At 40.1% G+C, this 24,037-nt stretch carries 22 protein-coding genes, 1 tRNA gene and 1 riboswitch; of the genes, 6 read left to right on the forward strand and 17 right to left on the reverse strand.

All coding sequences use genetic code 11. The features are described 5' to 3' along the window. The first annotated feature begins 223 nt into the window (after positions 1-223). Both J2S07_RS18060 and J2S07_RS22000 read left to right on the forward strand, forming a co-directional pair. Entirely contained in the window at positions 224-1,330 is a 1,107-nt protein-coding gene (locus tag J2S07_RS18060; protein ID WP_307151807.1) for a BMQ_0737 family morphogenetic spore coat protein, read from the forward strand. 291 nt (positions 1,331-1,621) lie between these two features. After that, on the forward strand, positions 1,622-1,996 hold the full coding sequence (locus tag J2S07_RS22000; protein ID WP_370872885.1) for a M67 family metallopeptidase: 375 nt from the start codon (positions 1,622-1,624) through the stop codon (positions 1,994-1,996). Positions 1,997-2,159: 163 nt separating this feature from the next. Here J2S07_RS22000 and J2S07_RS18065 read toward each other — a convergent pair whose 3' ends face one another. After that, positions 2,160-3,419 (reverse strand): hypothetical protein, encoded by a 1,260-nt coding sequence (locus J2S07_RS18065; RefSeq protein WP_307151808.1) that lies wholly within the window; start codon positions 3,417-3,419, stop codon positions 2,160-2,162. Positions 3,420-3,754: 335 nt separating this feature from the next. On the opposite strand from J2S07_RS18065, the gene J2S07_RS18070 reads away from it, so the two are divergent. Both J2S07_RS18070 and J2S07_RS18075 read left to right on the forward strand, forming a co-directional pair. Then, complete coding sequence (locus J2S07_RS18070) at positions 3,755-5,287, forward strand: coiled-coil domain-containing protein (protein WP_307151809.1); 1,533 nt, start codon at positions 3,755-3,757, stop codon at positions 5,285-5,287. Positions 5,288-5,381: 94 nt separating this feature from the next. Then, complete coding sequence (locus J2S07_RS18075) at positions 5,382-6,251, forward strand: glycosyltransferase family 2 protein (protein ID WP_307151810.1); 870 nt, start codon at positions 5,382-5,384, stop codon at positions 6,249-6,251. Positions 6,252-6,353: 102 nt separating this feature from the next. Here J2S07_RS18075 and J2S07_RS18080 read toward each other — a convergent pair. The 7 genes from J2S07_RS18080 to J2S07_RS18110 form a co-directional block, all read right to left on the reverse strand. Continuing rightward, positions 6,354-6,427 (reverse strand) — tRNA-Arg (locus J2S07_RS18080). Positions 6,428-6,568: 141 nt separating this feature from the next. Continuing rightward, a complete protein-coding gene (locus J2S07_RS18085) occupies positions 6,569-7,093 on the reverse strand; it encodes a metallophosphoesterase family protein (protein ID WP_307151811.1) in 525 nt (174 codons plus the stop codon). Beyond that, complete coding sequence (locus J2S07_RS18090) at positions 7,093-7,698, reverse strand: XTP/dITP diphosphatase (protein ID WP_307151812.1); 606 nt, start codon at positions 7,696-7,698, stop codon at positions 7,093-7,095. Before J2S07_RS18090 ends, J2S07_RS18085 begins: the two co-directional genes overlap by 1 nt. Next, the gene (gene rph / locus J2S07_RS18095) at positions 7,695-8,450 is read right to left on the reverse strand and encodes a ribonuclease PH (RefSeq protein ID WP_307151813.1); all 756 of its coding nucleotides are present in this window, start codon (positions 8,448-8,450) and stop codon (positions 7,695-7,697) included. The genes J2S07_RS18090 and rph overlap by 4 nt, the downstream gene beginning before the upstream one ends. 120 nt (positions 8,451-8,570) lie before the next feature. Then, positions 8,571-9,626, reverse strand: a complete 1,056-nt coding sequence (locus J2S07_RS18100; protein WP_307151814.1) for a GerMN domain-containing protein — start codon at positions 9,624-9,626, stop codon at positions 8,571-8,573. A gap of 79 nt (positions 9,627-9,705) precedes the next feature. Then, on the reverse strand, positions 9,706-10,518 hold the full coding sequence (racE, locus tag J2S07_RS18105; RefSeq protein ID WP_307151815.1) for a glutamate racemase: 813 nt from the start codon (positions 10,516-10,518) through the stop codon (positions 9,706-9,708). A gap of 10 nt (positions 10,519-10,528) precedes the next feature. Continuing rightward, complete coding sequence (locus J2S07_RS18110) at positions 10,529-10,984, reverse strand: MarR family winged helix-turn-helix transcriptional regulator (RefSeq protein ID WP_307151816.1); 456 nt, start codon at positions 10,982-10,984, stop codon at positions 10,529-10,531. Positions 10,985-11,515: 531 nt separating this feature from the next. Here J2S07_RS18110 and J2S07_RS18115 point away from each other — a divergent pair. Next, positions 11,516-13,213 carry an RNA-binding domain-containing protein gene (locus tag J2S07_RS18115; RefSeq protein ID WP_307151817.1) on the forward strand — a complete coding sequence of 566 codons (1,698 nt, stop codon included), beginning with the start codon at positions 11,516-11,518 and terminating at the stop codon, positions 13,211-13,213. 513 nt (positions 13,214-13,726) lie between these two features. Here the strand turns inward: J2S07_RS18115 and gerE are convergent. From gerE to J2S07_RS18140, 5 genes are all read right to left on the reverse strand, one after another. Then, positions 13,727-13,951, reverse strand: coding sequence for a spore germination transcription factor GerE (gene gerE / locus J2S07_RS18120; protein ID WP_019154738.1), 225 nt, complete (start codon positions 13,949-13,951; stop codon positions 13,727-13,729). A 147-nt stretch (positions 13,952-14,098) separates the two neighbouring features. Then, positions 14,099-14,563 carry an acyl-CoA thioesterase gene (locus J2S07_RS18125; protein ID WP_307151818.1) on the reverse strand — a complete coding sequence of 155 codons (465 nt, stop codon included), beginning with the start codon at positions 14,561-14,563 and terminating at the stop codon, positions 14,099-14,101. Positions 14,564-14,715: 152 nt separating this feature from the next. Beyond that, positions 14,716-15,477 (reverse strand): succinate dehydrogenase iron-sulfur subunit, encoded by a 762-nt coding sequence (sdhB, locus tag J2S07_RS18130; RefSeq protein WP_307151819.1) that lies wholly within the window; start codon positions 15,475-15,477, stop codon positions 14,716-14,718. A gap of 3 nt (positions 15,478-15,480) precedes the next feature. Further along, complete coding sequence (sdhA, locus tag J2S07_RS18135; RefSeq protein ID WP_307151820.1) at positions 15,481-17,241, reverse strand: succinate dehydrogenase flavoprotein subunit; 1,761 nt, start codon at positions 17,239-17,241, stop codon at positions 15,481-15,483. Positions 17,242-17,278: 37 nt separating this feature from the next. Next, on the reverse strand, positions 17,279-17,887 hold the full coding sequence (locus J2S07_RS18140) for a succinate dehydrogenase cytochrome b558 subunit (protein WP_307151821.1): 609 nt from the start codon (positions 17,885-17,887) through the stop codon (positions 17,279-17,281). Positions 17,888-18,252: 365 nt separating this feature from the next. On the opposite strand from J2S07_RS18140, the gene J2S07_RS18145 reads away from it, so the two are divergent. After that, on the forward strand, positions 18,253-18,705 hold the full coding sequence (locus J2S07_RS18145) for a YslB family protein (protein WP_307151822.1): 453 nt from the start codon (positions 18,253-18,255) through the stop codon (positions 18,703-18,705). 76 nt (positions 18,706-18,781) lie between these two features. On the opposite strand, the gene J2S07_RS18150 is transcribed toward J2S07_RS18145, so the two are convergent. The 4 genes from J2S07_RS18150 to J2S07_RS18165 all read right to left on the reverse strand — a co-directional run bounded on the left by J2S07_RS18150 (position 18,782) and on the right by J2S07_RS18165 (position 23,984). Continuing rightward, a complete protein-coding gene (locus J2S07_RS18150; protein ID WP_307151823.1) occupies positions 18,782-20,011 on the reverse strand; it encodes an aspartate kinase in 1,230 nt (409 codons plus the stop codon). A gap of 351 nt (positions 20,012-20,362) precedes the next feature. Continuing rightward, positions 20,363-20,542: riboswitch (Lysine riboswitch) on the reverse strand. A gap of 69 nt (positions 20,543-20,611) precedes the next feature. Next, the gene (uvrC, locus tag J2S07_RS18155; RefSeq protein ID WP_307151824.1) at positions 20,612-22,384 is read right to left on the reverse strand and encodes an excinuclease ABC subunit UvrC; all 1,773 of its coding nucleotides are present in this window, start codon (positions 22,382-22,384) and stop codon (positions 20,612-20,614) included. Positions 22,385-22,478: 94 nt separating this feature from the next. After that, on the reverse strand, positions 22,479-22,793 hold the full coding sequence (trxA, locus tag J2S07_RS18160; protein ID WP_307151826.1) for a thioredoxin: 315 nt from the start codon (positions 22,791-22,793) through the stop codon (positions 22,479-22,481). 213 nt (positions 22,794-23,006) lie between these two features. Then, complete coding sequence (locus J2S07_RS18165) at positions 23,007-23,984, reverse strand: electron transfer flavoprotein subunit alpha/FixB family protein (RefSeq protein WP_307151827.1); 978 nt, start codon at positions 23,982-23,984, stop codon at positions 23,007-23,009. Positions 23,985-24,037 lie beyond the last annotated feature (53 nt).

The following is a 24,037-nucleotide window of genomic DNA, read 5'->3' on the forward strand; positions in this document are numbered from 1 at the left end:
GGTTTCTTTAGTATTGCCTTTTTTAGATGCTGGTGGGTTTAAAATTTCCAATTCCTTAGATTTTTGGGCTTGACATATTACCGCAGGACTTTTTCATTAAGTCCCTTTCGCAGTCAGTGTGGAATAGCCTATTTTTTTGTATTACCGTACCGCTTCATATATCCCCTCATAGTATATTAATGAATAAAGTTTGAACATTTTTAGTGGGAAGGAAAGATGATGAATGAAGAAGAAGATCAAATCCATTCAGGGGCAGCAAGTGGCACCTAACCCAATTGGTCCTGAATGTATTCGAGTTACAAAAGTTTATGACTGGGTTGTACTCACAAACCGTGACCGGAATAAGGTTCCGATTCCTGATGAATGCTTTGCGCAAATAGAAGCTTGCCGTGATGATGGTAATATAGTTACGGCTACCTGTATGGAGGTACTGGATACAAGAAGATGTGATTTTGTTGGAGCAGTGCCTGCCAATATTCCAGATGTACCAGGAGCACAGATCGTTACACTAGCCTTCCATGTTCACATCCGTATCCAATTCTTCTGTAACGGTGTAGCGCTTCCTGGATGCAACTTTGTCGTGCCAGTCAGCTTTGTTGATGATGTTGTCCTTTGTTTCCCTGAGGGAACAGAAATCAACTGCAATATTTTTGATGTCCAATGTAATGTGTTATTGAATCAAATGCTAGGAAATATGGTTGTTATTGATGTTGTGATGTGTAAGGACGTTCAAGTAGAAGCAGAAGTGAAATTAGAAGTTGAAGCCAAGTTTTGCGGTCCGCGTGATATCATTCCAATTCCTGAACTGGAAGCGAATTGTCCGCCGCTTAGATTCCCGCAGCAATGTCCGGCATTCTTCCCGACTTTGAACTGTGAATGTCAAGGGGCAGCAGAATTTACGGGTACTGCAACAATAGCTTATACGGAGGGCGGGATAGCGGCTACACCTACAGGTGAACTTGATCTTACAGCCCTAGTATGTGACCAATGTACACTTTCAGGCAGCAGCATCCAGGTAAGTTTCGTCGATACACTTGGACCAACGCCAATCGGTACACCAGATGATGACCTTGACCAAAGCTTTATATTTACAGCAACAGACTTTAGACAGCCAACTTGTACTAACGGAACTGCTCTGACTGTAACCGGAACTGGAACATTCACACCATCAGGAGGTGTAACAGAAAATGCAACATTTACTCTTGCACTGACAGATATAACCGCTACACTAACCATTACTACTCCAACGACAACAGTCGTAATCGCTCTAACAGAAGCCACCAATCCAGGCTTCTCAGTTGATGTAGAAGATTGTGATCGTTTCGTTTAAATTAAAATATTACCAGGAAAAGAGATTTTCTTTGTTCCTGGTTTTTCTTTCCGAATTCTTCTTATTAATTGATCATGCTTTCTATAACTAATAACTAAAAGGAGTTTGATTTCATGTCCAAAAGCAATGCCATGCGCAAAGCCAGAAAAAAATTAAGAAAAAACAATTCCCAGCCCGCCGTTATGCAAAAGAGCCATCAACCTCAATTAAGGGTTCAGCAGCCCACGACAAAAGGCTGCTGCGGCGGAGGCAGATAATGTAAGTCAAAGTGCACTTTTTATAACAGCTCACATTCAAGATTCAGTGATCAGCCATTGCAAAAAGGAACTGCCGTTAGAGGCCTGCGGATTATTATCTGGAAGAAATCGGGTTATTCAATCCTTTTGGCCAATAAGGAATGTCGATAAAAGTCCTTATTCCTTTTCAATGGCTCTTGGTGAAATCGAAAGGGTATTTCACTCAATTGAGAGAAAGAATGAAGTGCTGATGGGAATTTACCATTCACATCCTACTGCTTCAGCCTATCCCTCATCTGGTGATATTGCATATAACAACTATCCGGAACTTGCTCATGTTATCATATCTTTAATGAAGAACCCCCCTGACATAAGGGCATTTAGCATTCAGGGAACTCAGGTAAATCCTATAGCCATACAATTAATGTAACTCGGAGCTTTTTTTAAGTATCTCATTTTTATCTTTCAACTAATTTGTTGATTTCCGTAGATGACTGATTGTCTAGCTGCAGGCATTTGGAGCTCGAGGCCATAAGATAATCCGTTCCCTGGCAAACTACGCCACTTCACGGGTTATCTTATGTTTGTCGCTCCTAATCAATCGCCTCCAGCTTTTCTATATGCCTCCCCGAGTTCAGCAAAAGCGAAATTTTGTTATTAGCCTCCATTTGCATTCCATTGTCATTAAAGAGTACAAAAGCTTCGACTGTCAATTTTTTATCTTCCTCGATATCCGTCAGCCTCATTTGAAGATTAGACAATGAAACTACTTCATCAGGCCCTATCACCAGATCATTAATTGACCTGATCCACAACTCCCCCTTTTCTTCTGCTTCTTCAAACCAATTTTCCTTGATATACTGCCAGCCTCTTGCTCCTTGTACAGTCTGAAGTCCTTTTGTGCTTGCTACATTCGGCGGCAGAATTTGACCAGTTATCCGGATACTGCCGGCAGGACTTACCCGTAAACAAATAAAAGGGTTCCGCAATGGCACTGTTCCGGTATTTTTGATAATTAAATTGCCAATTACCTTGAGGTTTTCACTATTGGCTTGATTAATCATTAAATGATAATCAAAAAAAGCCTGGGCATCGGTTATGGAATTGTTATCATTTGCCGGAGTATTTTGTTCGATTTCACCTTCTATTAGCTTACCTTCTTGTTCGCTTACTGCTTGATTAATTGTTTGAGTGTCGGATGAAAGTAAATTGATTAGTGCGTTAACTGATAAAATGGAAAATGGAGATATTCCTGATACATCGTGGAGTTTACATATTAAGCCAATTGAAAGGATATGAGCCATCTGTTCACTTATTATCTCCCATTCAGACCCATGTAGATTTGTTGGAATCATTACATGGATTTTGACCCCTTCCCGATTCTCCGGATTGTCCAGTTCATGAACTGCGACTTTTATGTTTAGCTTTTTGCATTCCTTTTTTATCAAATTAATCCACTTTACATCATGAATGCCTGAAGCATGGTATAGTTCAATCATGGACTGTTTAATTCTTGGGATTTGAAACAGGTTTACTGATATTTGTAATGCTGTTTTTCCTAATGGTTCTTCATCAAGAGCCAGTTTTACTTGCGCACCGCATTGTGAAAGACATTGCTGGATCGTCTTGACTATTTTCTGCTCATAGGACTCATTTCGCAATGAATTTTGCTTTAATTTTTGATCCTGAAAAATGATTATATGTTTATTGTAAAGTCCCGGATTAAGCTGCAGTACACCCTCTTCACTTTTTATATTAACCGAAAATCCTAACTCCCGAGCCCAATTATATAGAGCTGGCATTGAATCATCAGAAATGGATCCAATATATTTTTTGCCCATATGGATTTCCATTCCCATCCTCTCCTTCTCACATCGTTTTTTATATCATTCACACAGACTTACCTAATTATCTTATGTTACCTAAATAGTTATATGTTACGAAAATATCTGTCTCAGTGAAATCGCCCCTAGTTATCTGTCACGTTTAGATACAGGAAGCATATTTTAATATGAAGATTTTCACACAAGGAGTTTGCGGAATTTAGCTTATAAAGATGATAAAGAATCATCAATAAGACAGCCTTCAGACTATCGAAAAGGATGATTGATATAAACATCTCGATTGAGGAAGTGAATTGAAATGGTCAGAAATCCCAATCTTGAAATAAGGATGGAGAAGAAGTGTGTTGAATTATAATAATACGTCCGGAAACAGGCGATTAACCCCAGTTCAAATGGAACAGCATATTATTCATTTAAAGGCAGAACTAGAAAAATACAAAAATCAAATTAAAATATATGAGGAAGATTATCAAAACAGTTCGATTTATGAGTTAAAAGAAGACAACAAAAGACTTAAGCATGAGATCAAGCAGCTTACCCATCTCATCGAGGAAAAAGAGAATGAAGAAGAAGCGCTGTTAAAACGGGTTAATTTTAAAGAAGAGCAGCAACAGCAAGATGAAGCCCGTACAAAACAATTGCTCGAAAAATATGAGTACGAATTACAGCAACGCTGGGAGATTAATAAAAAGCTGGATCAGCTAAATGACGAGTTCGAGGAGAAAATAAGCAGTCTCAATCAATTCGAAGAAAACATAAAATCCTACCAAAACGATATCCTAGGACAGCTCGTACAACTATTTCAAATGCTAGAGCAAATCCATAAAGAAAATGCCAATTCCGATGCTTTAGAAGAGAAGCTGGCGAAAATATATAGTAAAGCGGAAGCACAAAGTGAAGAAATAAAAGAATTAAGTATTAAAGAAGAAAAGTATAAACAAGAATTGAAACACATGTCGGAAAGATTACAATTAAAGGAAGAGCAATATTTACAGGTAATGGAGAAGCTAGAGAACACCAATAAAGAAGGCAAAAAGCAAAATGAAGCGAACAAACAAGAAATTAAGAGATTGAAACAAAAAGAACAGCAATATACCCAGGAAATCGTGGAGCTAACTAACTCTCTTAATGAAACAGAAAAACAACTTACCCTAGAAATTGAAAAGCTTAAAAAGGAAGCGGAACTTTTTTATGAAAAAGAAAAGCAATATACAAATGAAATTGAAAGATTAACAAATTCATTGCGAAATCAAGAAAATCACTTCAAACAAGAACTTGATAAAGAAATCGAATTTTATAAAGCCTTAGTCAAACAAAAGGAAAATGAATGGGTGGAGGAAATGAACGTATTAAAAAACTCCATCAAGAAAAAGCATCAGTCTTGTACAAAGGAACTTGAAGTATTGAAAGATAAACTTGATGAATATCAGAAACAAGAAGCCACTCACAAAGCGAAGGAGCAGAAACGAGCTGAGGAGCAAAGTATTTTGCAGAAACGGATTAAAGAACAGAAGCAAGACGAGGTCAGAAAAAACCAAGGGATACCTTTCCCTAAAAATCAGCAAAATAAGAAACCAACATCAAATTTGCGTATCTCCTTTGATGAAGTAAAACGAAAAACAAACCATTCCCAGCACTATAGCGAAAGCGGATTTAACCAACCGGATGTTAACAGAAATCTACATTTAACTAAAAGCAAAACGTTTGACCACATGTCGACGCATATGGTCAGTACAGGAGCTAACCAGTTTTCAAAAAAATCCGCAACTTCCCCGACTTCTTCATTAAATTCATTTTATAAATCGCACCCTTTATATAAGACTATATTACAAAGCGCGAAGAACCCAATCAATCCATTTAAAAATTTTAAAAGCTGAGATAAGACCGTAGTATGTTTAACGTGGCATTCCCAAAAGAAAGATGCCACTCCGTTTTTTGGACTTATTATGAATTTTCCGAGGGAGCATCTCCATGAACAAAGTTTCGATTATCTTTCCGGTAAAAAATGAAGGGGTGAATGTGAAAACCACATTAGATTCCCTTTTCAATAAAATGACAAAATACTCCTTTGATGTGATTGTCGTGAATGATGCCTCAACTGACCAGTGCTGTGATTTTATAGAAGATTATTCAAAGAAAGACCAAATCCACCTGATTGAAACTAACGGCATTGGGCCGGCTAATGCAAGAAATGCCGGCGCCCAAATTGCAACTGGTGATTATCTTATTTTTTGTGATGCCCATTTAGAATTTGAGGACTCTTGGATTGACAGGATGCTTGAACCGCTAGTAGCCGGCAAAACAGATGCCATTTCCCCTGCAATTGGATCGATAGGTAATGAATCTTTTATCGGGTATGGGCAATCATTAAAGCCGAATCTTAGAATTAAATGGAACCCTAAACCCACGGGACTCTGTGAAACGGCTATTTTACCAGGAGCCTGTTTGGCAATCAAAAAAACTACGTTCGAAAAAGTCGGCGGATTTGAAAGCGGCTTTTTGACCTGGGGCCACGAGGACGTGGAATTGTCCATCAAGCTTTGGCTATTCGGGTACAGGTGCCATATCCTCCCGACTGTTAAAATTCTTCATTTGTTTAGAAAGATACATCCGTATCAAGTAAAATACGAAGATCTTTATTATAATTATCTCCGCATGGCCTATTTACATTTTAATGCAAAGAGGATCCTCTCATGCAAAAGACTGATTCTCCATACAAGGGCAAGGGAGATTGAATTAAGGGTGCTTAATGACGGTGTATTGAAGCAAAGAAATGAATACTTTAAGCGGCGAGTAAAATCAGATGATTGGTATTTTAATAAATTTAAGATCGATTTTTAATTCGTCAAATAAAAAACCTCCTAATCACGTATGAAATTTCGGTACCGTTTCATTTAACGCATTAGAAGGTTTATTTTACGGGCTTTACTACCCGATTTCTAGCGTCCCAGGAGAGATTCGAACTCCCGACCGACGGCTTAGAAGGCCGTTGCTCTATCCTGCTGAGCTACTGGGACAAGTTTTTAATTTTGCTACCTTTTAACAAGGACATTATTTATTATATTAGGCTAACATTCAAAAGTCAATAACTAGATGACTCTTTTTTAAAAATAATGCAGACAAGGAAGAGGTTCTGCTTCCTTGTCTGTTCCAAAAAATTACCCGAATTCATTATAGTCAAAAGTTCTTCGTAAATCCATCATTTCGCCATGTTCAAAATCATAAACATGGAGTTCGATCGACTTGTCTTGAATATCGAGAATACAATAGGTCTTCTCTCTTCTTCCCCTTGGCAATAGGAGGCTTCCAGGGTTGATAAACAGTTTCCCACGCACCATTTCAGCCCCTAATATATGGGTATGACCGAAGCAAACTACGTTAGCATTCACTTCCTCGGCACGTAATGAAAGATTGATAAGAGAGGATTTAACCGCATGAAGATGCCCATGAACGACGAAAAATCGTAAACCAGCTAGCTCACAGGTCACCTCGTTAGAAAAAGCACCTCCGAAATCGCAATTGCCCCTAACAACTGAAAAGCCTTGCAGTACCTGATCATCGCTTGATAGCTCAGAGTCCCCACAATGTAGAAAGAGGTCCACTTCATGCTCATATCTACTCCTTAGCTGCTCTAGCTCGGAGCGAAGACCGTGGCTATCGCTAACTATTAACACCTTTGCCATTAATCCACACCTTCTATAAAAGAGGATAAGATTTTCTCTAAATTTTTCAGCGCATTCGCACGATGACTAATTTGATTTTTTTGTTCAGGGTCAAGCTCAGCCATGGATTTTCCTAAATCCTTAACAAAAAAGATAGGGTCATATCCAAATCCATTGTGGCCCCGTCTTTCTCTCAAAATCATTCCCTCGCAAGTGCCATGAACGGTCATTGTCTCCCGATCGGGAAAAGCCACCGCCAGAGCGCAATAAAATCTTGCTGTTCTCTCAGCTTCCGGAGTATCGTTCAGCTCCTTAAGGACTTTATCAATATTCGCTTCATCATTTTTCTCAAGTCCTGCATACCGAGCAGAATAAATACCAGGAGCACCCTTAAGCGCATCAACGATTAGACCAGAGTCATCAGCAACAACGACTTGCCCTGTTTTTTTGGAGATGGTTTCCGCTTTGATCGTGGCATTTTCTTCGAAGGTGGCTCCGTTCTCCTCAACATCCTCGATTTCTTCAAAATCTAATAAGGTTTTCACCTCAAACCCAAGCGGCTGAAACATTTGTTCAAATTCTTTTGCCTTCCCCTTATTCTTTGTCGCGATTAATACTGATTTCATTTGGAAGCATTCCCCTCTATTTTAGCTCTTGCTTCCTCTCCAATCGCTTTCCTTTGGTGCTCAAATAGCTCGCTGATCCCTTCCTGTGCCGCTTTTAGCAGCTCTTGCAATTGGCTATAGGAGAAAGTTGCCTCTTCACCTGTTCCTTGAACCTCTACAAATTCTCCATTTCCAGTCATCACAATATTCATATCAACATTCGCTTTTGAGTCTTCTATGTAATTCAAGTCTAAGACGACTTCGTTTCCCTCTAAAATCCCAACACTTGTAGCAGCTAGGAAATCCTTCACTGGATATTTTGCCAGCTTCTTTGTTTGATATAGACGATGCAGGGCTTGTACCATAGCGACAAATGCACCGGTTATCGAGGCTGTTCTTGTTCCCCCATCTGCCTGAATCACGTCACAATCGACCCATATCGTTCTTTCACCTATCGCGTCAAGGTCCACAACAGCTCGAAGCGCTCTTCCAATGAGGCGCTGTATTTCCATCGTCCGACCGCTAATTTTTCCTTTGGCCGACTCCCTCACATTCCTTTGACCAGTTGCTCGGGGAAGCATGGAATACTCTGCTGTCACCCATCCCTTTCCTTGCCCTCTCATAAACGGTGGCACCTTTTCTTCTACACTTGCTGTACAAATCACCTTTGTATTGCCAACTGTGATTAACACAGAGCCTTCCGGGTGTATTAAATAATCCGTGTCAATTTGGATGGGGCGCAGTTGCAACGGTTGTCTTTCATCAGCACGCATCTTGTAATCCTCCCTTTCCATAAAGAAGAGGTGGCCCTAAAGCCACCTTCTTCCAGTGTCCAATCTTATTATAGCAAATAGTGTAGAAGTGTTACAAAACAGCCCTAAAAAAAAGATTTCTTAATAGCTACCAGTATTCACCTTTTGCGGTCGGGTGACTGGCTCCGTCAGCTTTTCTCCGTTTTCCTTAACAAGCTCGGCTTTGCCATTAACCATCACCTCAACACTCTCAATCCCCTCTTGTTCCGTAAGTGAAAGAACAAGAGAATTTAGTAGATGCTCAGAGATGATTTTTTTATCCTCAAAACTGCCAAATATGGATTCATTGAAATTCAAGGTCACTTTTTTGTTTTCTACCTTAGGATCATCAAGAAGCTTCACATCAGGAGAAAAATCATTTAATAAGGCTGATGAGTAGCTTGGTCCCCTAACGAGCTCAGCAACGATTCCAGCAATGCTATTGTCTTCCACGCGACGTGTGACAGGTACATAATAATTCTCTCCTTCTTCATTGGCTAGGAAATAGACAGTCGCTGACTTTGTATTCGTGATGTCTACAGCCTCGGAAGTATCAATATTGATTCCATTTGCTCGACTAACCTCCTTGCCAATAGGCGTACCTGCAACAGGCATTTCATTTAAATCGTGGCCATTCAATTTGAACTTTACCTTTTCGATGGTGTCAAATTGGGTTAAAGTCCACGTGACTGCCTGTAGAATCTTCAACTCATTTTCTGGCTTGTAGTTCTTAAATTCATTGGAAAAATTGACGATCGCCGTTTTATCCTTAATATCCACATCTACCTCTGTGTCAACAGGTAGAACGGCCGCAAACCCATTTGGAAGCATTTCCGTTACCGGTCCTCCCTCAACCAAATACGTCAATGCCTGCTTGGCTACCGACTCTGTTTTTGGCAACGGCAAGGTCTGTGCAACAACATAGCCGTTCTTATCGATTAAATAGAGCTCCGTCATGACTGAATCCTTTGTTGCTTCCTTTTCTACAGACTTTTCACCTACTGTTTTTCCCGTAATCTTTCCGTCATCTGTATAAGTCACCGTTTGCGGTGGATCAATCTTTTCTCTCGTCTTCCCACCTAAAAGTCCACAGCCTGATAACAGAAGAGATGAAACAATCACGGATGTAAGAATGGTTGTTCTTTTATTCATGGACATACATATCCCCCCAAAGACAGTTTGTACTAAGATATATACGAGCCCTTAAATCAATTTAGACCAGAAAAAAAAAGCCTCATTAGCAGAGACTTTCTTTTTCGATCTGGATGGTTTTTACATGTTGGATTTGTTTCCCTAACCATTTTGAAGCGATTTTTGAAAAAATCGCACTTGAACCAGTTGTGAAATAACAATGCTCCGGTACTTCATTTCTGTTCGCAAGCATTCCCTTATAATGGAGGATCGAGCTCACTTCACGTGCCGTTTCTTCTCCGGAACTGATCACATTTACATTTTTACCCATTATATTTTTTATAATGGGCTCTAAATGAGGATAATGGGTACACCCCAGGATCAGTGTATCTAGGCCAATATTTCTCAGCGGTGCAAGGGTTTCTGCGACTATTTTCTTGGCTACAGGACCTTCATATTCCCCGCTCTCTACGAGTGGAACAAATTTCGGACAAGCAAGTCCTGTGACAGAAACGGAACGATTAATGGATTTTAAAGCAGTCACATAGGCTTTGCTCTTAATCGTTCCCTCCGTTCCAATGACACCAATATTGTTATTTTTGCTCACCTTGAGTGCCGTAATCGCACCAGGAAAGATGACACCAATGACAGGGATGTCTAACTGGTTTCTTATTTCCTCCAATGCTACGGCAGTCGCAGTATTACATGCTATAACAAGCATTTTAATATTCTTTTCTAATAAAAAATTGGTTAACTCCCAGGTGAATTTCTTAACCTCTTCACCTGACCGTGGCCCATAAGGACATCTAGCCGTGTCCCCCAAATAGTAAATTTGCTCTTTAGGGAGCTGACGCATAATTTCCTTTGCTACGGTTAATCCTCCAACTCCCGAATCTATAATTCCGATTGGTTTGTCCAAACATCTCGCCTCATTCTCGCATATCTTGATGTAGTCTCATTAAGTTATCCTTTAGCAGAATGACCTCGTCCTCTGAAAAATTTCTTAATACTTCCTTTAAATAAACCTGACGTTTCTTAATCACCTCGTCAATGATTCTTTCCCCTTCAGCCAAAAGATGAATGCGCACAACCCGTCTGTCATTCGGATCTTTCACGCGCTTGACAAGGGCGTTTTTTTCCATTCGATCGACCAGATCAGTTGTCGTACTAAAGGCTAAATACATTTTATTCGATAATTCGCCGATTGTCATATCTCCTTCTTCAAAAAGCCACTGTAAAGCGACAAACTGGGGAGGGGTTATCGTATAATTGCTAAGGATTTCTCTTCCTTTTTGCTTGATAATTCCAGCTATGTACCTTAAATCCTTCTCGATATCGGCTACGATATCGAGATCCTTTTCAACCAATGCCTTTTCTTGATCCATCTTCCACAACTCCTAATATGAAATGCAACCATCACGCACAGTAAATTCTCTATTTCTACTATTTTCGCCTTTTTTCAGGATAATTTCAAGGAGAAATACGGACTTGTTAACTATTGGTGTCGAAAAGTAAGTATCCGCCTGTAGAACAAGCGGTTTTAATTTCGCCTATAAGGGCACTTTACTAACAAGGCCCCTAAAGGGGCCCTGGAATTGACCGCCAACCGTTTACCTCTCCTATTTGTCTTTAAATGGATCTACATATTCTCGTTTCGTCATGTTGTCTCGCGAATGTACTTTGCAACCGCCTCTTCATTCTAACCTACCGTGCTTACAGATCACATCCATATGTTGGTCAAGATGCCACCAAAATGTATTTCTCAAAAAAATTTGACAATAAATTCAAGGCGTACTGGAGATTACTTTCTTAAACGGTTAGGTTATAATAATTTTCAATAAATAAAAGGATTTTTTAACAATGATATCTAAAATTATTTACTAGATATAGTGATGGAATTGGGAGAGGAAGGGTGGATGATGAAAGCTACTTCTGAAATTATTTCGCTGCTAAATGAGTTAGACAACAATAGAATTGCTGACGATTTAGAAGGACAGGACATTGACTTTAAGGAGTGGATTCAACGAAGTTTCGATGACAACATAAAGCTAATGATTAAAATGGCGGTGTGCATGGCTAACGGCGGCGGTGGGAGTGTTATTTTCGGCGTTGCAGATAAGAAAAACGGAAGGAACAATGCAATTAAAGGAGTCCCTGCCAACTTGGATTTATACGCCATTTCCAAGCGAATATACGAAAAAACGGACCCTCATCTTACACCACATTTTGATTACATCGATGTGCCATATGGAACGGGAAAGCTGCTAATCATGCATGTATTCCCTGGCATGCCGCCATATACAACAACCGACGGAGCAGCAACCATCCGCCAGGGAAAAGATTGTATTCCTTTCACAGGAACGCTACGGAGGCAAATGGTTTCAACTACTTCAGAGCAAGATTTTACTGCGGAAGTTATATACGAAGACTGGAAAAAGCTCTTTTCTCCTTCAGCAATGGAAAAAATCCGCGAGATTTTAGTTGAACAGCGGGCCCCCGAACTGCTTCAGCAAATGAATGATGAAGACCTACTTGTATCTGTTGGTGCGCTAAAAAATGATTATCTAACAAAAGGAGCTTTATTACTTGTTGGTAAAACTGATGCGATTACTAGGCTGATTCCTCAATACAGTTGGGGATATAGGAAAATGGTTAGCGATACAGATTATATTATTAAAGAAGATGGCAATCAAGCTATCCCTATTGCTCTCTATGAATTAGAAAGATATATTGCGTCAGATAATCCGTTAGTGACGATTCAGTCTGGTTTAATTCATCCAGAATTCCATACATATCCAGTATTAGCATTGCGAGAAGCTTTGCTAAATGCATTTGGACACCGGGATTATCGTATGCTTGGCTCAGTTATGTTAAAACAGTACAGAGATAAGTTAATCATAACAAATCCGGGAGAATTTATTGGCGGAATAACGCCGCAAAATATATTGCACCATCCTTCTGTTACAAGAAATAGCCATTTAATGGACCTGCTTGATAAATTAAAGTTCGTGAACCGTTCCAATTTAGGTGTACCGCGTATTTATCGTTCTTTACTTATTGAGGGAAAGGAACCACCGGTCTATCGCGAGGTCGGAAATCATATTGAGCTAACCTTTATTGCATCCCCGTTAAATGACGGATTCAAAAATTTTGTAAATGCGATGACAAATAGAGGGTTCCATTTGGATACAGACCACCTTCTTATTTTGCAATATTTATTGCGTCATGGTGAAATTGATACCGCAACGGCTGCTGAAGCTATCCAACGAAACCAGGAACAAGCAAGAGAGGTTCTAAGTAAGTTATCCATTGAAATGAAGCTTATTGAGGCAATTGGACGCGGAAGAGGGCGTTACTATACATTATCAAAAGAAGCTTCTGCACAATTAAAAGGAGATATGGCATACGAACGGCAAGCCACATTAGATGACGAGGCTATAAAGATAAGAATATTATCCATATTAAAAGACCGGCCGCTCCGCAATAAAGAAATTCGTACAATGACAGGATTAGACCAAAAACAAGTTCAGCGATTAATGAAATCCCTTTATGACGAGGGGGTAAGGGTTGTTGGAAGAGGACCTGGCGCAAATTACGTTTTAGATAAAGAATAAGGACAAAAATAAGGACAGAATAAGGACAATAATTTGCGTTTAATATCCGACAATTTACCTTTTTAAACTTAATCAGAACAAAAATAAGGACAGAATGAGGACATTAGCTATAATCCTAATTGCGAAATATTAATAACAGATGAGCCTAGTTTATTTTCCCCTTGAACTGGCTCTTCTTTGTTATTAGTAATTTTAAGTGAAACATGTATAGCTCCATTAGCTTTTGCATCTATACCAAATGTTAGTGTGCTGGGAGATAAAAATAAAAGCTTGAGGAAGGAATCTCCTCAAGCTTTTAGCTATAACCGAAACATCTTTCATCAACAATACGAAAGTTATTATCAGAATGGGCTTCAATAGCTTCAAATACAATCCATTTGTCTGGATAAACCTTACGAACTTCTTCCTATAACATAAAAACTTTTAATAAATACTACAAAAACTCACAATTTGCTTCGTTCTTATTAAAGAAAATGAGTAAACCGGCTTCCAATGTGGATAGCCGGTTTTCATTTAAAGTTCTAGCTCTCCCATCCGAAGGAGCTCTACAACTGCTTGTGAACGCCCCTTAACACCGAGTTTTTGCATGGCATTCGAAATATGATTCCGAACCGTTTTTTCGCTGATAAACAGTTCACTAGCGATCTCTTTCGTTGTTTTGTCTTGTACTAATAGCTCAAATACTTCTCTTTCACGTTTGGTGAGTAATGGCTTGTGAGTATATTCATTCTCCTTCAAGTATTGTAACCCTCCTTGCCTTCGCCAGCTATGAACAGCGGGGTGGGTATATATTTAGTCACCATATCATATGTGAAGGAAATGATTGTAGTGACTACAAACCCGACAAGGAGTTTAAAGTTTTTGAAAAAATGTGCTTGTGCGGAGTTAGACGAGAATCTTTTCCTTCACCCCAAGCGCTCTCTTCATTTCTGGCGTCCATGGTACTCCTCTACCTGTTGTTTTAGAGATTTGGACAATGGTTCCTCTACCAACGAAGCATATATCATCATCCCCTCTTACGGCCATGTAATGGACATCGACTGAGGAGTTTCCAACACTGTTAGCTTTGACAAAAATTTTGAGCTGCTCATCGAAAAAAACTTGTTTAAGAAAATCACATTGCAGGTCAGCAACAACGATAATTGATTCACTACTTTCCGATAACCAATCTGCCATAAGCCCCTTGCTCTTAAAAAATTCAATTCTTGCCTCTTCGAAGTAAGTAAAGGGTACAGTGTTGTTCAAATGTCCAAACAGATCGGTTTCGGAAAAACGAACTTTTATAGGATAATAAAATTCAAACTCCTTTTGCCATGTGGATAAATCCTCAATATAGTTAATTCTATTCATCTAAATCCTCCTCTGTTAAAATGAATGATTATTCATTCATCTATTATAAGATATTTAGGAATAATTTCAAATCCAAAAATAAAAAGCTCTTTACTAATTTTTGCCCATTAAAAAGGATGTCCCGAAAAAGTTCGGAGACACCCTCTCTATTATTATACTTGATCACTGCCAAAGAAATTTTTGAATGACTGAATGGCTGTATCTCTATTAAGCGCTGCAATCGAAGTTGTAAGCGGAATTCCCTTTGGACAGGACTGTACGCAGTTTTGCGAGTTTCCACAGTTAGCAAGACCGCCATCCCCCATAATTTCCTCTAAGCGCTCTGCCTTGTTCATCGCACCCGTTGGGTGAGCGTTAAAGAGACGCACCTGTGAAAGCGGTGCAGGACCGATAAAGTTTGATTTGCTGTTCACATTTGGGCAAGCCTCTAGGCACACACCACAGGTCATGCATTTGGATAACTCATAGGCCCATTGACGTTTCGTTTCTGGCATCCGCGGACCCGGTCCCAAATCATAGGTTCCATCAATTGGAATCCATGCCTTTACCTTTTTCAAGGAATCAAACATACGACTTCTGTCAACCTGTAGGTCACGAACAACAGGGAATGTGCGCATTGGCTCTAAGCGAATTGGTTGCTCAAGCTGATCAACAATGGCTGAGCAGGATTGACGTGGTTTTCCATTAATGATCATCGAACAAGCACCACAAACCTCTTCCAAGCAGTTCATATCCCAAGTGATAGGAGAAGTTGTTTTACCTTGCTTGTTCACAGGATTACGACGAATCTCCATCAATGCGGAAATTACATTCATATTGGGACGATATGGGATTTCGAATTCCTCCTGAAATGGCTCAGAGTCCGGAGATTCCTGTCTCGTAATGATAAAATGAACAGTCTTAGTCTCTGACATTGCTTAGTTCTCCTCCTTTTTCTTAGAATAATCACGCTTACGTGGTGCGATCAAGGAAGTATCAACTTCTTCATAATGGAACTGTGGTGCCGATTTTGCATCGACGAACTTAGCCATTGTTGTCTTTAGGAATTCCTCGTCATTTCTTTCAGGGAATTCTGGCTTATAGTGAGCCCCACGGCTTTCATTACGATTGTAAGCCCCGATGGTGATGACACGTGCAAGCTGAAGCATGTTTTGCAGCTGACGAGTGAAGGCCGCTCCTTGGTTGCTCCATTTAGCTGTGTCATTGATATTGATATTTTCATAGCGCTCTAGGAGCTCTTGTAATTTTTCGTCTGTTTTCAATAATTTATCATTGTAGCGAACAACCGTCACATTATCGGTCATCCATTCCCCAAGCTCTTTATGAAGAACATATGCATTCTCATTTCCATCCATGGACATGATCTTATTCCACTTCTCTTGCTCCTGCTGTACATAACCGTCAAATAGAGAAGATGGTAAAGAATCAACGCTCTTAGCAAGGCCATTAATATAGTTCACTGCATTTGGCCCCGCAACCATTCCACCATAAATCGCTGATAGGAGAGAGTTAGCACCGAGACGGTTGGCCCCGTGCTGAGAATAATCACACTCACCTGCAGCAAAAAGACCAGGAATATTCGTCATTTGATCATTATCTACCCAAAGTCCGCCCATTGAATAGTGAACCGCAGGGAATATTTTCATTGGTACTTTACGTGGATCATCACCTGTGAATTTCTCATAGATTTCAATGATGCCACCAAGCTTTACATCAAGCTCATGGGGATCCTTATGAGAAAGATCAAGGAATACCATGTTCTCCCCGTTAATTCCCAGCTTCTGATTCACACAGACGTCAAATATTTCACGAGTCGCAATGTCCCTTGGTACAAGGTTACCGTAAGCAGGATATTTTTCCTCTAGGAAGTACCAAGGCTTACCATCCTTGTAAGTCCAAACTCGTCCACCTTCACCACGTGCTGATTCACTCATGAGACGGAGCTTGTCATCCCCAGGAATCGCAGTTGGATGGATTTGAATGAATTCACCATTAGCATAATAAGCACCTTGCTGATAAACAATGGATGCAGCCGAACCAGTGTTAATAACTGAGTTTGTTGATTTACCGAAGATGATTCCGGGACCACCTGTTGCCATAATTACGGCATCTGCTGCAAAAGACTTAATTTCCATAGAGGTTAAGTTTTGAGCAACAATTCCACGGCAAACCCCTTCATCATCAACAACAACGCCAAGGAATTCCCAGCCTTCATATTTCGATACCAAACCAGCTACTTCATGACGACGAACCTGCTCATCCAAAGCATATAGAAGCTGTTGTCCCGTTGTTGCCCCAGCAAATGCAGTACGGTGATGCTGTGTTCCACCGAAACGACGGAAATCTAGCAAACCTTCAGACGTACGGTTGAACATAACCCCCATCCGATCAAACAAGTGAATAATACCAGGCGCTGCCTCACACATCGCCTTTACCGGTGCTTGGTTTGCTAAGAAATCTCCACCATAAATCGTATCATCAAAGTGGATCCACGGAGAATCCCCTTCACCTTTCGTATTAACCGCTCCATTAATACCCCCTTGGGCACAAACAGAGTGAGAACGTTTAACCGGAACTAACGAGAATAATTCAACAGATGTTCCCGATTCTGCAGCTTTGACTGTTGCCATTAAGCCTGCTAATCCGCCACCGACAACAATGATTTTTCCTTTACCCACGCGTTTCACTCCCTCTTTCATTCACACTAGTAATCTATTAAACGAATGCAAAAATAGCTCGAAGCCCTACGAATGATAAGGCAATAAAAATAGCAATCGTAACATATGTGGAAATAACCTGTGATCTTGGTGTTACCGTAATTCCCCAGCTGACTGCGAATGACCATAAACCGTTAGCAAAGTGGAAAATTGTCGAAATAACTCCGATTATGTAGAACGCAAGCATAAACGGATTTGATAAAATATTTTCCATCATTTGAAAGTTAACCTCTGCTCCAAAAGCAGCAGCAACCCTAGTTTCCCAAACATGCCATGTAACAAAAATTAATGTGATAATCCCTGTTACGCGCTGAAGTAAGAACATCCAGTTGCGGAAAAAGCCATATCTCGTTACATTATTTTTTGCTGTAAAGGCAATATAGATTCCGTAAATAGCATGAAACAATAATGGTAAGAAAATAATAAAAATTTCTAGGAAACTTTTAAATGGTAGAGAATCCATAAATTTTGCTGCTTTGTTAAAAGAATCCTCTCCCCCTGTAGCAAAATGATTGACTACAAGGTGTTGCATTAAGAACAGACCAACCGGAATGACCCCAAGCAACGAATGCAATCTCCGATTAAAAAACTCTCGATTACCCGCCATGAATTTACCCCCTTTGAAATTTAAAGACTTTTTAAGCGGTCATTCTCCTATATTCCCCTTTTAAGGAATGTTATTTGATAAATTGTAAAAAAACGTTCGACACTTTTTTACAATTATGTGACATGTCCATTTTACTCCCAAGTAGGAAGAGCGTCAAGAAAACGTATACACAAAGTTTCCTATATAAACAAAATTTTTTGACATTATAAAAAAAGAGATTTACAACATAGACAAGATAATTACGTAAATATAAAAATATTGTGAAATAGCAATTTTTTCTTTATGAATACTCCTTCTTTTTTCTTATTTTGTGCGTATAATTGTACATATTGTATATAATAGAATCATAGAAAGAGGGGAGAACATTGACTGAATTACACGCATCTGAAATGACTCTTATAGAGCCTGATACCATTCCTGCCTTTGGATATGAATTGTTACGAGAAGTGGTTCTTCCAAGCATCCTTGGAAAAGAAACTTCCTCCATCCTTTATTGGGCAGGAAAAGATCTGGCACGCAAATTCCCTTTGCAAAATCTCGATGAAGTCATTGATTTTTTTGCAAAGGCAGGCTGGGGTTCATTAACCATCAAAGACGAATCAAAAAATGAAATACAAGCTGAGCTCTCTAGTTCAGTCATTTCAGAAAGGCTGAGTAAAAAAGATAGCACTACCACCTTCCAGCTTGAAGCAGGTTTCTTAGCACAACAGATCGAAAATCAAAGGAATGTTGTGGCTGAGTGCTACGAGCATCCGAAAAAACGTGCTCGAAAGATTGACTTTACAGTAAAATGGGATAAAAAGGATCCCGTTGAGTAAAATACCTTCTATAATCATTATTATAAATAGATATGTAATGAGCCAAAAAGCATCATTGCTTTTTGGCTTCTTTGTTTTATGATTTTACCGGCATGCCCGCTAATTCAAATGCATCATGCAAGGCTTCAACTGCCTTTACCATTTCCCCTTCATCGACAACCGTCGAAACCTTGATTTCTGACGTACTCACCATTTTCACATCAATATTTTGCTCTGCCAATACTTCAAACATTTGGGCAGCTACTCCAGGATTGGATACCATTCCAGAACCAACGATAGACACCTTCGCCAAATTGGATTCATATTGAACATTATCAAAATATAGTAATTCCTTATTATCCTTTAATACCTTTAATGTGTCGTTTAAATCCTTGGAATGAATAGAAAAAGATAAGTCTGTTGTATCTCTATCGGTCCTGCTTTGGATGATAATATCCACATTCAAATGATTGTTCGCAAGCGTCGTAAAAATGGTTGACAGGCTTGCTCGCTGATTTTTCAATCCTAATACGGTCACTCTTGTGATGTTGTCCTCAAAAGCGATCCCTCTTACGACTAGATTCTGTTCCATTCTTCCTTCCTCCTCAATGATCGTTCCCGATTCGGCTTCCATACTCGAACGTACTTCCAATGGAATTTGATAGTTCTTTGCAAATTCAACCGCCCTTGGATGGATAACCCCAGCTCCGAGATTGGCAAGCTCAAGCATCTCATCATAGGAGATGGATAATAATTTTCTTGCTGTCTTTACATAGCGAGGATCCGTTGTATATACACCAGTAACATCTGTGTAAATATCACATTTTTCTGCCTTCAGTCCTGCGGCAAGTGCGACTGCCGTAGTATCCGAGCCTCCTCTTCCCAAGGTCGTAATCTCTCCGTCCTTTGTTGCACCTTGAAAGCCAGCAACTACGACAATTTTTCCTTCCTTTAACTCGTTTGCTATTCGATTTGTGTGAATATCCATGATACGTGCATTTCCGAAGATCGCTTCTGTTTCCATTCCAGCTTGCCAGCCCGTTAAGGAGATCGCTGGATAGCCCTTTTCCAGTAGTGCCATTGTTAATAACGATATTGTAACCTGCTCTCCTGTTGTAAGCAGCATATCCATTTCTCTTTTGCTCGGTTTAGAAGTGATTCTTTCTGCCAAAGAAACGAGCTCATCGGTTGTTTTTCCCATGGCAGATACGACAACCACCACATCGTTTCCACGTGCTTTCTCTTCAATAACCCTATTTGCAACGTTCAAAATTTTTTCTGGGCTACCTACAGAGGTTCCACCAAATTTTTGCACGATTAAAGCCATTTAGTCCCCCTTCTTTCTACTATACTTTTTTCATTGACAATTATGAGTTAACTAAGAGTATTACCAGTGTGCATAGCTACCACCTATTTTTTCCACAGACTGTTTTCGCACGGATTGTTGTTCTGGAATGTCCTTAATACCGGCCATTCCGTTTCATACTAGGCGTGTGATACGCATAGAATGAGCAGCACTTTTCTCGGTTATTTCTACAGATAAACTGCATAAAACATCGTCTTATCTAATTATCTTTTGTTCATAAGCAACAATGTTTGAAAAGAGCATTTCCACAAAAAAAAGCAATGAGATTCTATCCCATTGCTGCGTGAAAAAAGTATCAAAATTTCGAACGCATCATTAGATAGCTCTCCAAGACGATCTAGTCTTGACAATCCTGCACTTATTCAATGCAGAACCAGCAAAAAAAGGGATGAGACTTTCTTCACTTCGGCGGTCCACCCCTTTCAAGTCTTTTCTCAGAAACTCATCCTTCTCCAAGACTCTACTATTAGCGTCCGCACCTCTACCTTCACTTACTTACGTTAAAGTGATAACGATATAAAGTTTTAAAAATTATAGCATAGGCTCGTCAGGAATACAATGTCATTCCTGCAATTTGTTAAACAATGCTTCTGCCGTATGGATTGGGATTCCAAGCTCCCGAAATTGATCCACCGAGGCTTCCTTCATTTTTTTCACGGAGCCAAATTCCTTTAACAGCTGCTTCTTGCGTTTCTCCCCAATTCCTGGAATGTCATCCAAAATGGATTGAAAGGCGGTCTTACCCCGCAACTGCCGATGAAACGTAATCGCAAAGCGGTGAACCTCGTCCTGAATGCGCTGCAGCAAATAAAACTCCTGACTGTTCCTTCCGAGAGGAATCACTTCGAGAGGATTGCCGAATAAAAGCTGTGAGGTTCGATGTTTTTCGTCCTTTACTAATCCAGACAGCGGAATATCCAGACCGAGCTCATTCTCCAATATATCACGAACCGCCTCCACATGCCCTTTTCCTCCATCAATCATAATCAGATCCGGAAGCGGTAATCCTTCCTTTAATACTCTGGAATAACGCCTTCGAACAACCTCCCGCATCGATTCATAATCATCCGGACCTTTCACAGACTTAATCTTGTATTTACGATATTCTCTTTTGGCTGGCTTGCCATCAATGAAAACAACGAGCGCAGATACTGGATCGGTCCCTTGGATATTAGAGTTATCGAATGCTTCGATTCGGTGAGGTGTATAAATGCCAAGCTGGTTACCCAATCGTTCCACAGCCTTGATCGTTCGGTCTTCATCTCGCTCGATGAGGGAGAACTTTTCTTGCAATGCAATTTTTGCATTCTTTTCGGCAAGCTTAACTAAATCCCTTTTTTGCCCTCGCTTTGGTTTGAGCATTTTCACATTTAACAGCGCTTCGGCTAAGGATTCGTCGACTTTTTCAGGTAAAAGGATTTCCTTTGGCTTGAAGTGATTCTCCTTGTCATAAAAACGTCCTAGGAAGGTTAAGAACTCCTCTTCTGGCTCGCTGTAAAATGGAAACATGGAAACATCACGCTCAATGAGCTTCCCTTGTCTTACAAAGAAGACCTGCACACACATCCAGCCTTTATCGACAGCATAGCCAAATACGTCACGATCGGTAAAATCGGTGGTCGTCATTTTCTGTTTTTCCATCGTCGACTCAATATGAGCAATTTTGTCTCGGTATTCCATCGCCCGCTCAAAATCAAGGTCTTCCGACGCTTTGTGCATCTTCTCGGTAAGCTCTTTTTTGATCTCTTTGTATCCGCCATTTAGAAATTTTGTAATTTCCTCCACCATATCCTTATAGGTGTCTTCAGAGACTTCATTCACACAAGGAGCTAGACACTGCCCCAAATGGTAATATAAGCATACTCGATCGGGCAGGGTCATGCATTTGCGAAGCGGGTATATACGGTCTAACAGCTTCTTCGTTTCATTAGCAGCTCCCACATTTGGGTAGGGTCCAAAATATTTCCCCTTATCCTTCTTTACTTTTCGTGTTGTAATCAGCCGTGGATGTCGCTCAGTCGTTAATTTGATAAAAGGGTATGTTTTATCATCCTTGAGCATAACGTTATATTTTGGGTCATGCTTTTTAATTAAGTTGAGCTCGAGGATAAGCGCCTCAATATTGGAGGAGGTTACAATGTACTCAAAATCCTCAATCTCACCCACAAGTCTTTGCGTTTTTCCATCGTGAGAACCTGTAAAATAGGAGCGGACTCTATTCTTTAGGATCTTGGCTTTGCCAACATAGATAATCGTTCCTTGCCGGTCCTTCATGAGATAACAGCCAGGCTGGTCTGGGAGTAACGCGAGTTTATTTTTTATCGTTTCGTTCATTGTTTTTTCACCCCCACCCTTCTTACTTCTGTAATTACTATATCAAAAAAATCTCCTGACCACATTCGTCAGGAGATTTTTTTAGGGCAAATTCTTATAGATGAGAATTTAAGCGTTCTGCAAGGGCTTCTTTTGGCTGGAAGCCAACCACTTTATCAACTACTTCTCCATCTTTGAAGACAAGTAATGTTGGGATGCTCATCACGCCAAATTTAGCAGCAGTTTCTTGGTTATCATCGACATCAAGCTTCACAATTCTTAGCTTATCTCCAAGCTCTTGATCAAGCTCTTCAAGGACAGGAGCGATCATTTTACATGGTCCGCACCATGGTGCCCAGAAATCTGCTAGTACAACACCGGTACTCGTTTCCTTATCAAAATTTTGGTCAGTTACATTCATAATTGCCATAATCTATTACCTCCTAAATATGCTTGCTATGCACGGCTTCATGAAAGTCGCCTACTCCACAGCACAGCCTTTTTTCTATAATTTAAATACTAAGGTCAGTATATCATCGTTCAAGTGACGATGCTAATAATTTGTTCGAAAGTAATTTGCCCCTAATACAAGCATCTATGCAAAAAATAGAACGAGCGGTTTTTACACCGCCCGTCGTTTTAATTACGCATTTACTTTTAATTTTTTGAATTCTTCAGTTAGCATCGGAACAACCTCAAATAGGTCTCCGACAATGCCGTAATCAGCTACATTAAAGATGTTAGCTTCCGGATCCTTGTTGATGGCAACAATTACTTTTGAGTTGGACATTCCAGCTAAATGTTGGATGGCTCCAGAAATACCGCAAGCGATGTAAAGGTCTGGTGTAACAACCTTACCTGTTTGGCCAATTTGTAGTGAATAGTCACAGTACTCTGCATCACAAGCTCCACGAGATGCACCGACTGCTCCACCAAGGACGTTGGCAAGCTCTTTTAAAGGCTCAAAGCCTTCTTCACTCTTAACACCACGGCCTCCAGCTACGACAACCTTTGCTTCAGAAAGGTCCACACCCTCTGTCGCCTTACGCACGACTTCCTTAATAATCGTACGTAGGTCTTTAATCTCTACAGAAAGGGATGTAACATCGCCGGTTCTTGATTCGTCCTTTTCTAGAGGAGCGATATTATTTGGACGTACCGTTGCAAAGATGATTCCATCTGTTACAATTTTCTTTTCAAATGCTTTACCGGAATAGATTGGGCGAGTAAAGACGATATTTCCTCCAGCCACTTCAATTCCAGTCACATCCGAAATTAATCCAGAATCTAGCTTACTAGCAAGCTTTGGTGATAGATCCTTTCCTAATGAAGTATGTCCAAAAATAATGCCTTCTGGCTGTTCTGAATCAATCACAGCTAATAAGCCTTGAGCATATCCATCAGAGGTATATTGTTCAAGCTTTTCGTCCTCTACAACAACGACTCGATCTGCACCATATTGAATCAAGTCATTCGCTAAATTAGAGACTGAAGCACCAAGAAGCACTCCAACTACTTCTCCACCTTCAGCTACAGTCTTAGCTGCACCAATTGCTTCATATGAAACGTTACGTAATGAACCATCACGAACTTCGCCTAATACTAATACTTTTCTAGCCATTTCGACTCCTCCTGTATGATATTTTCAGAAATTCTCACGTAATCCTTAATCAG

The sequence above is a fragment of the Anoxybacillus andreesenii genome, assembly GCF_030813005.1.
GTDB lineage: Bacteria > Bacillota > Bacilli > Bacillales > Cytobacillaceae > Robertmurraya > Robertmurraya andreesenii.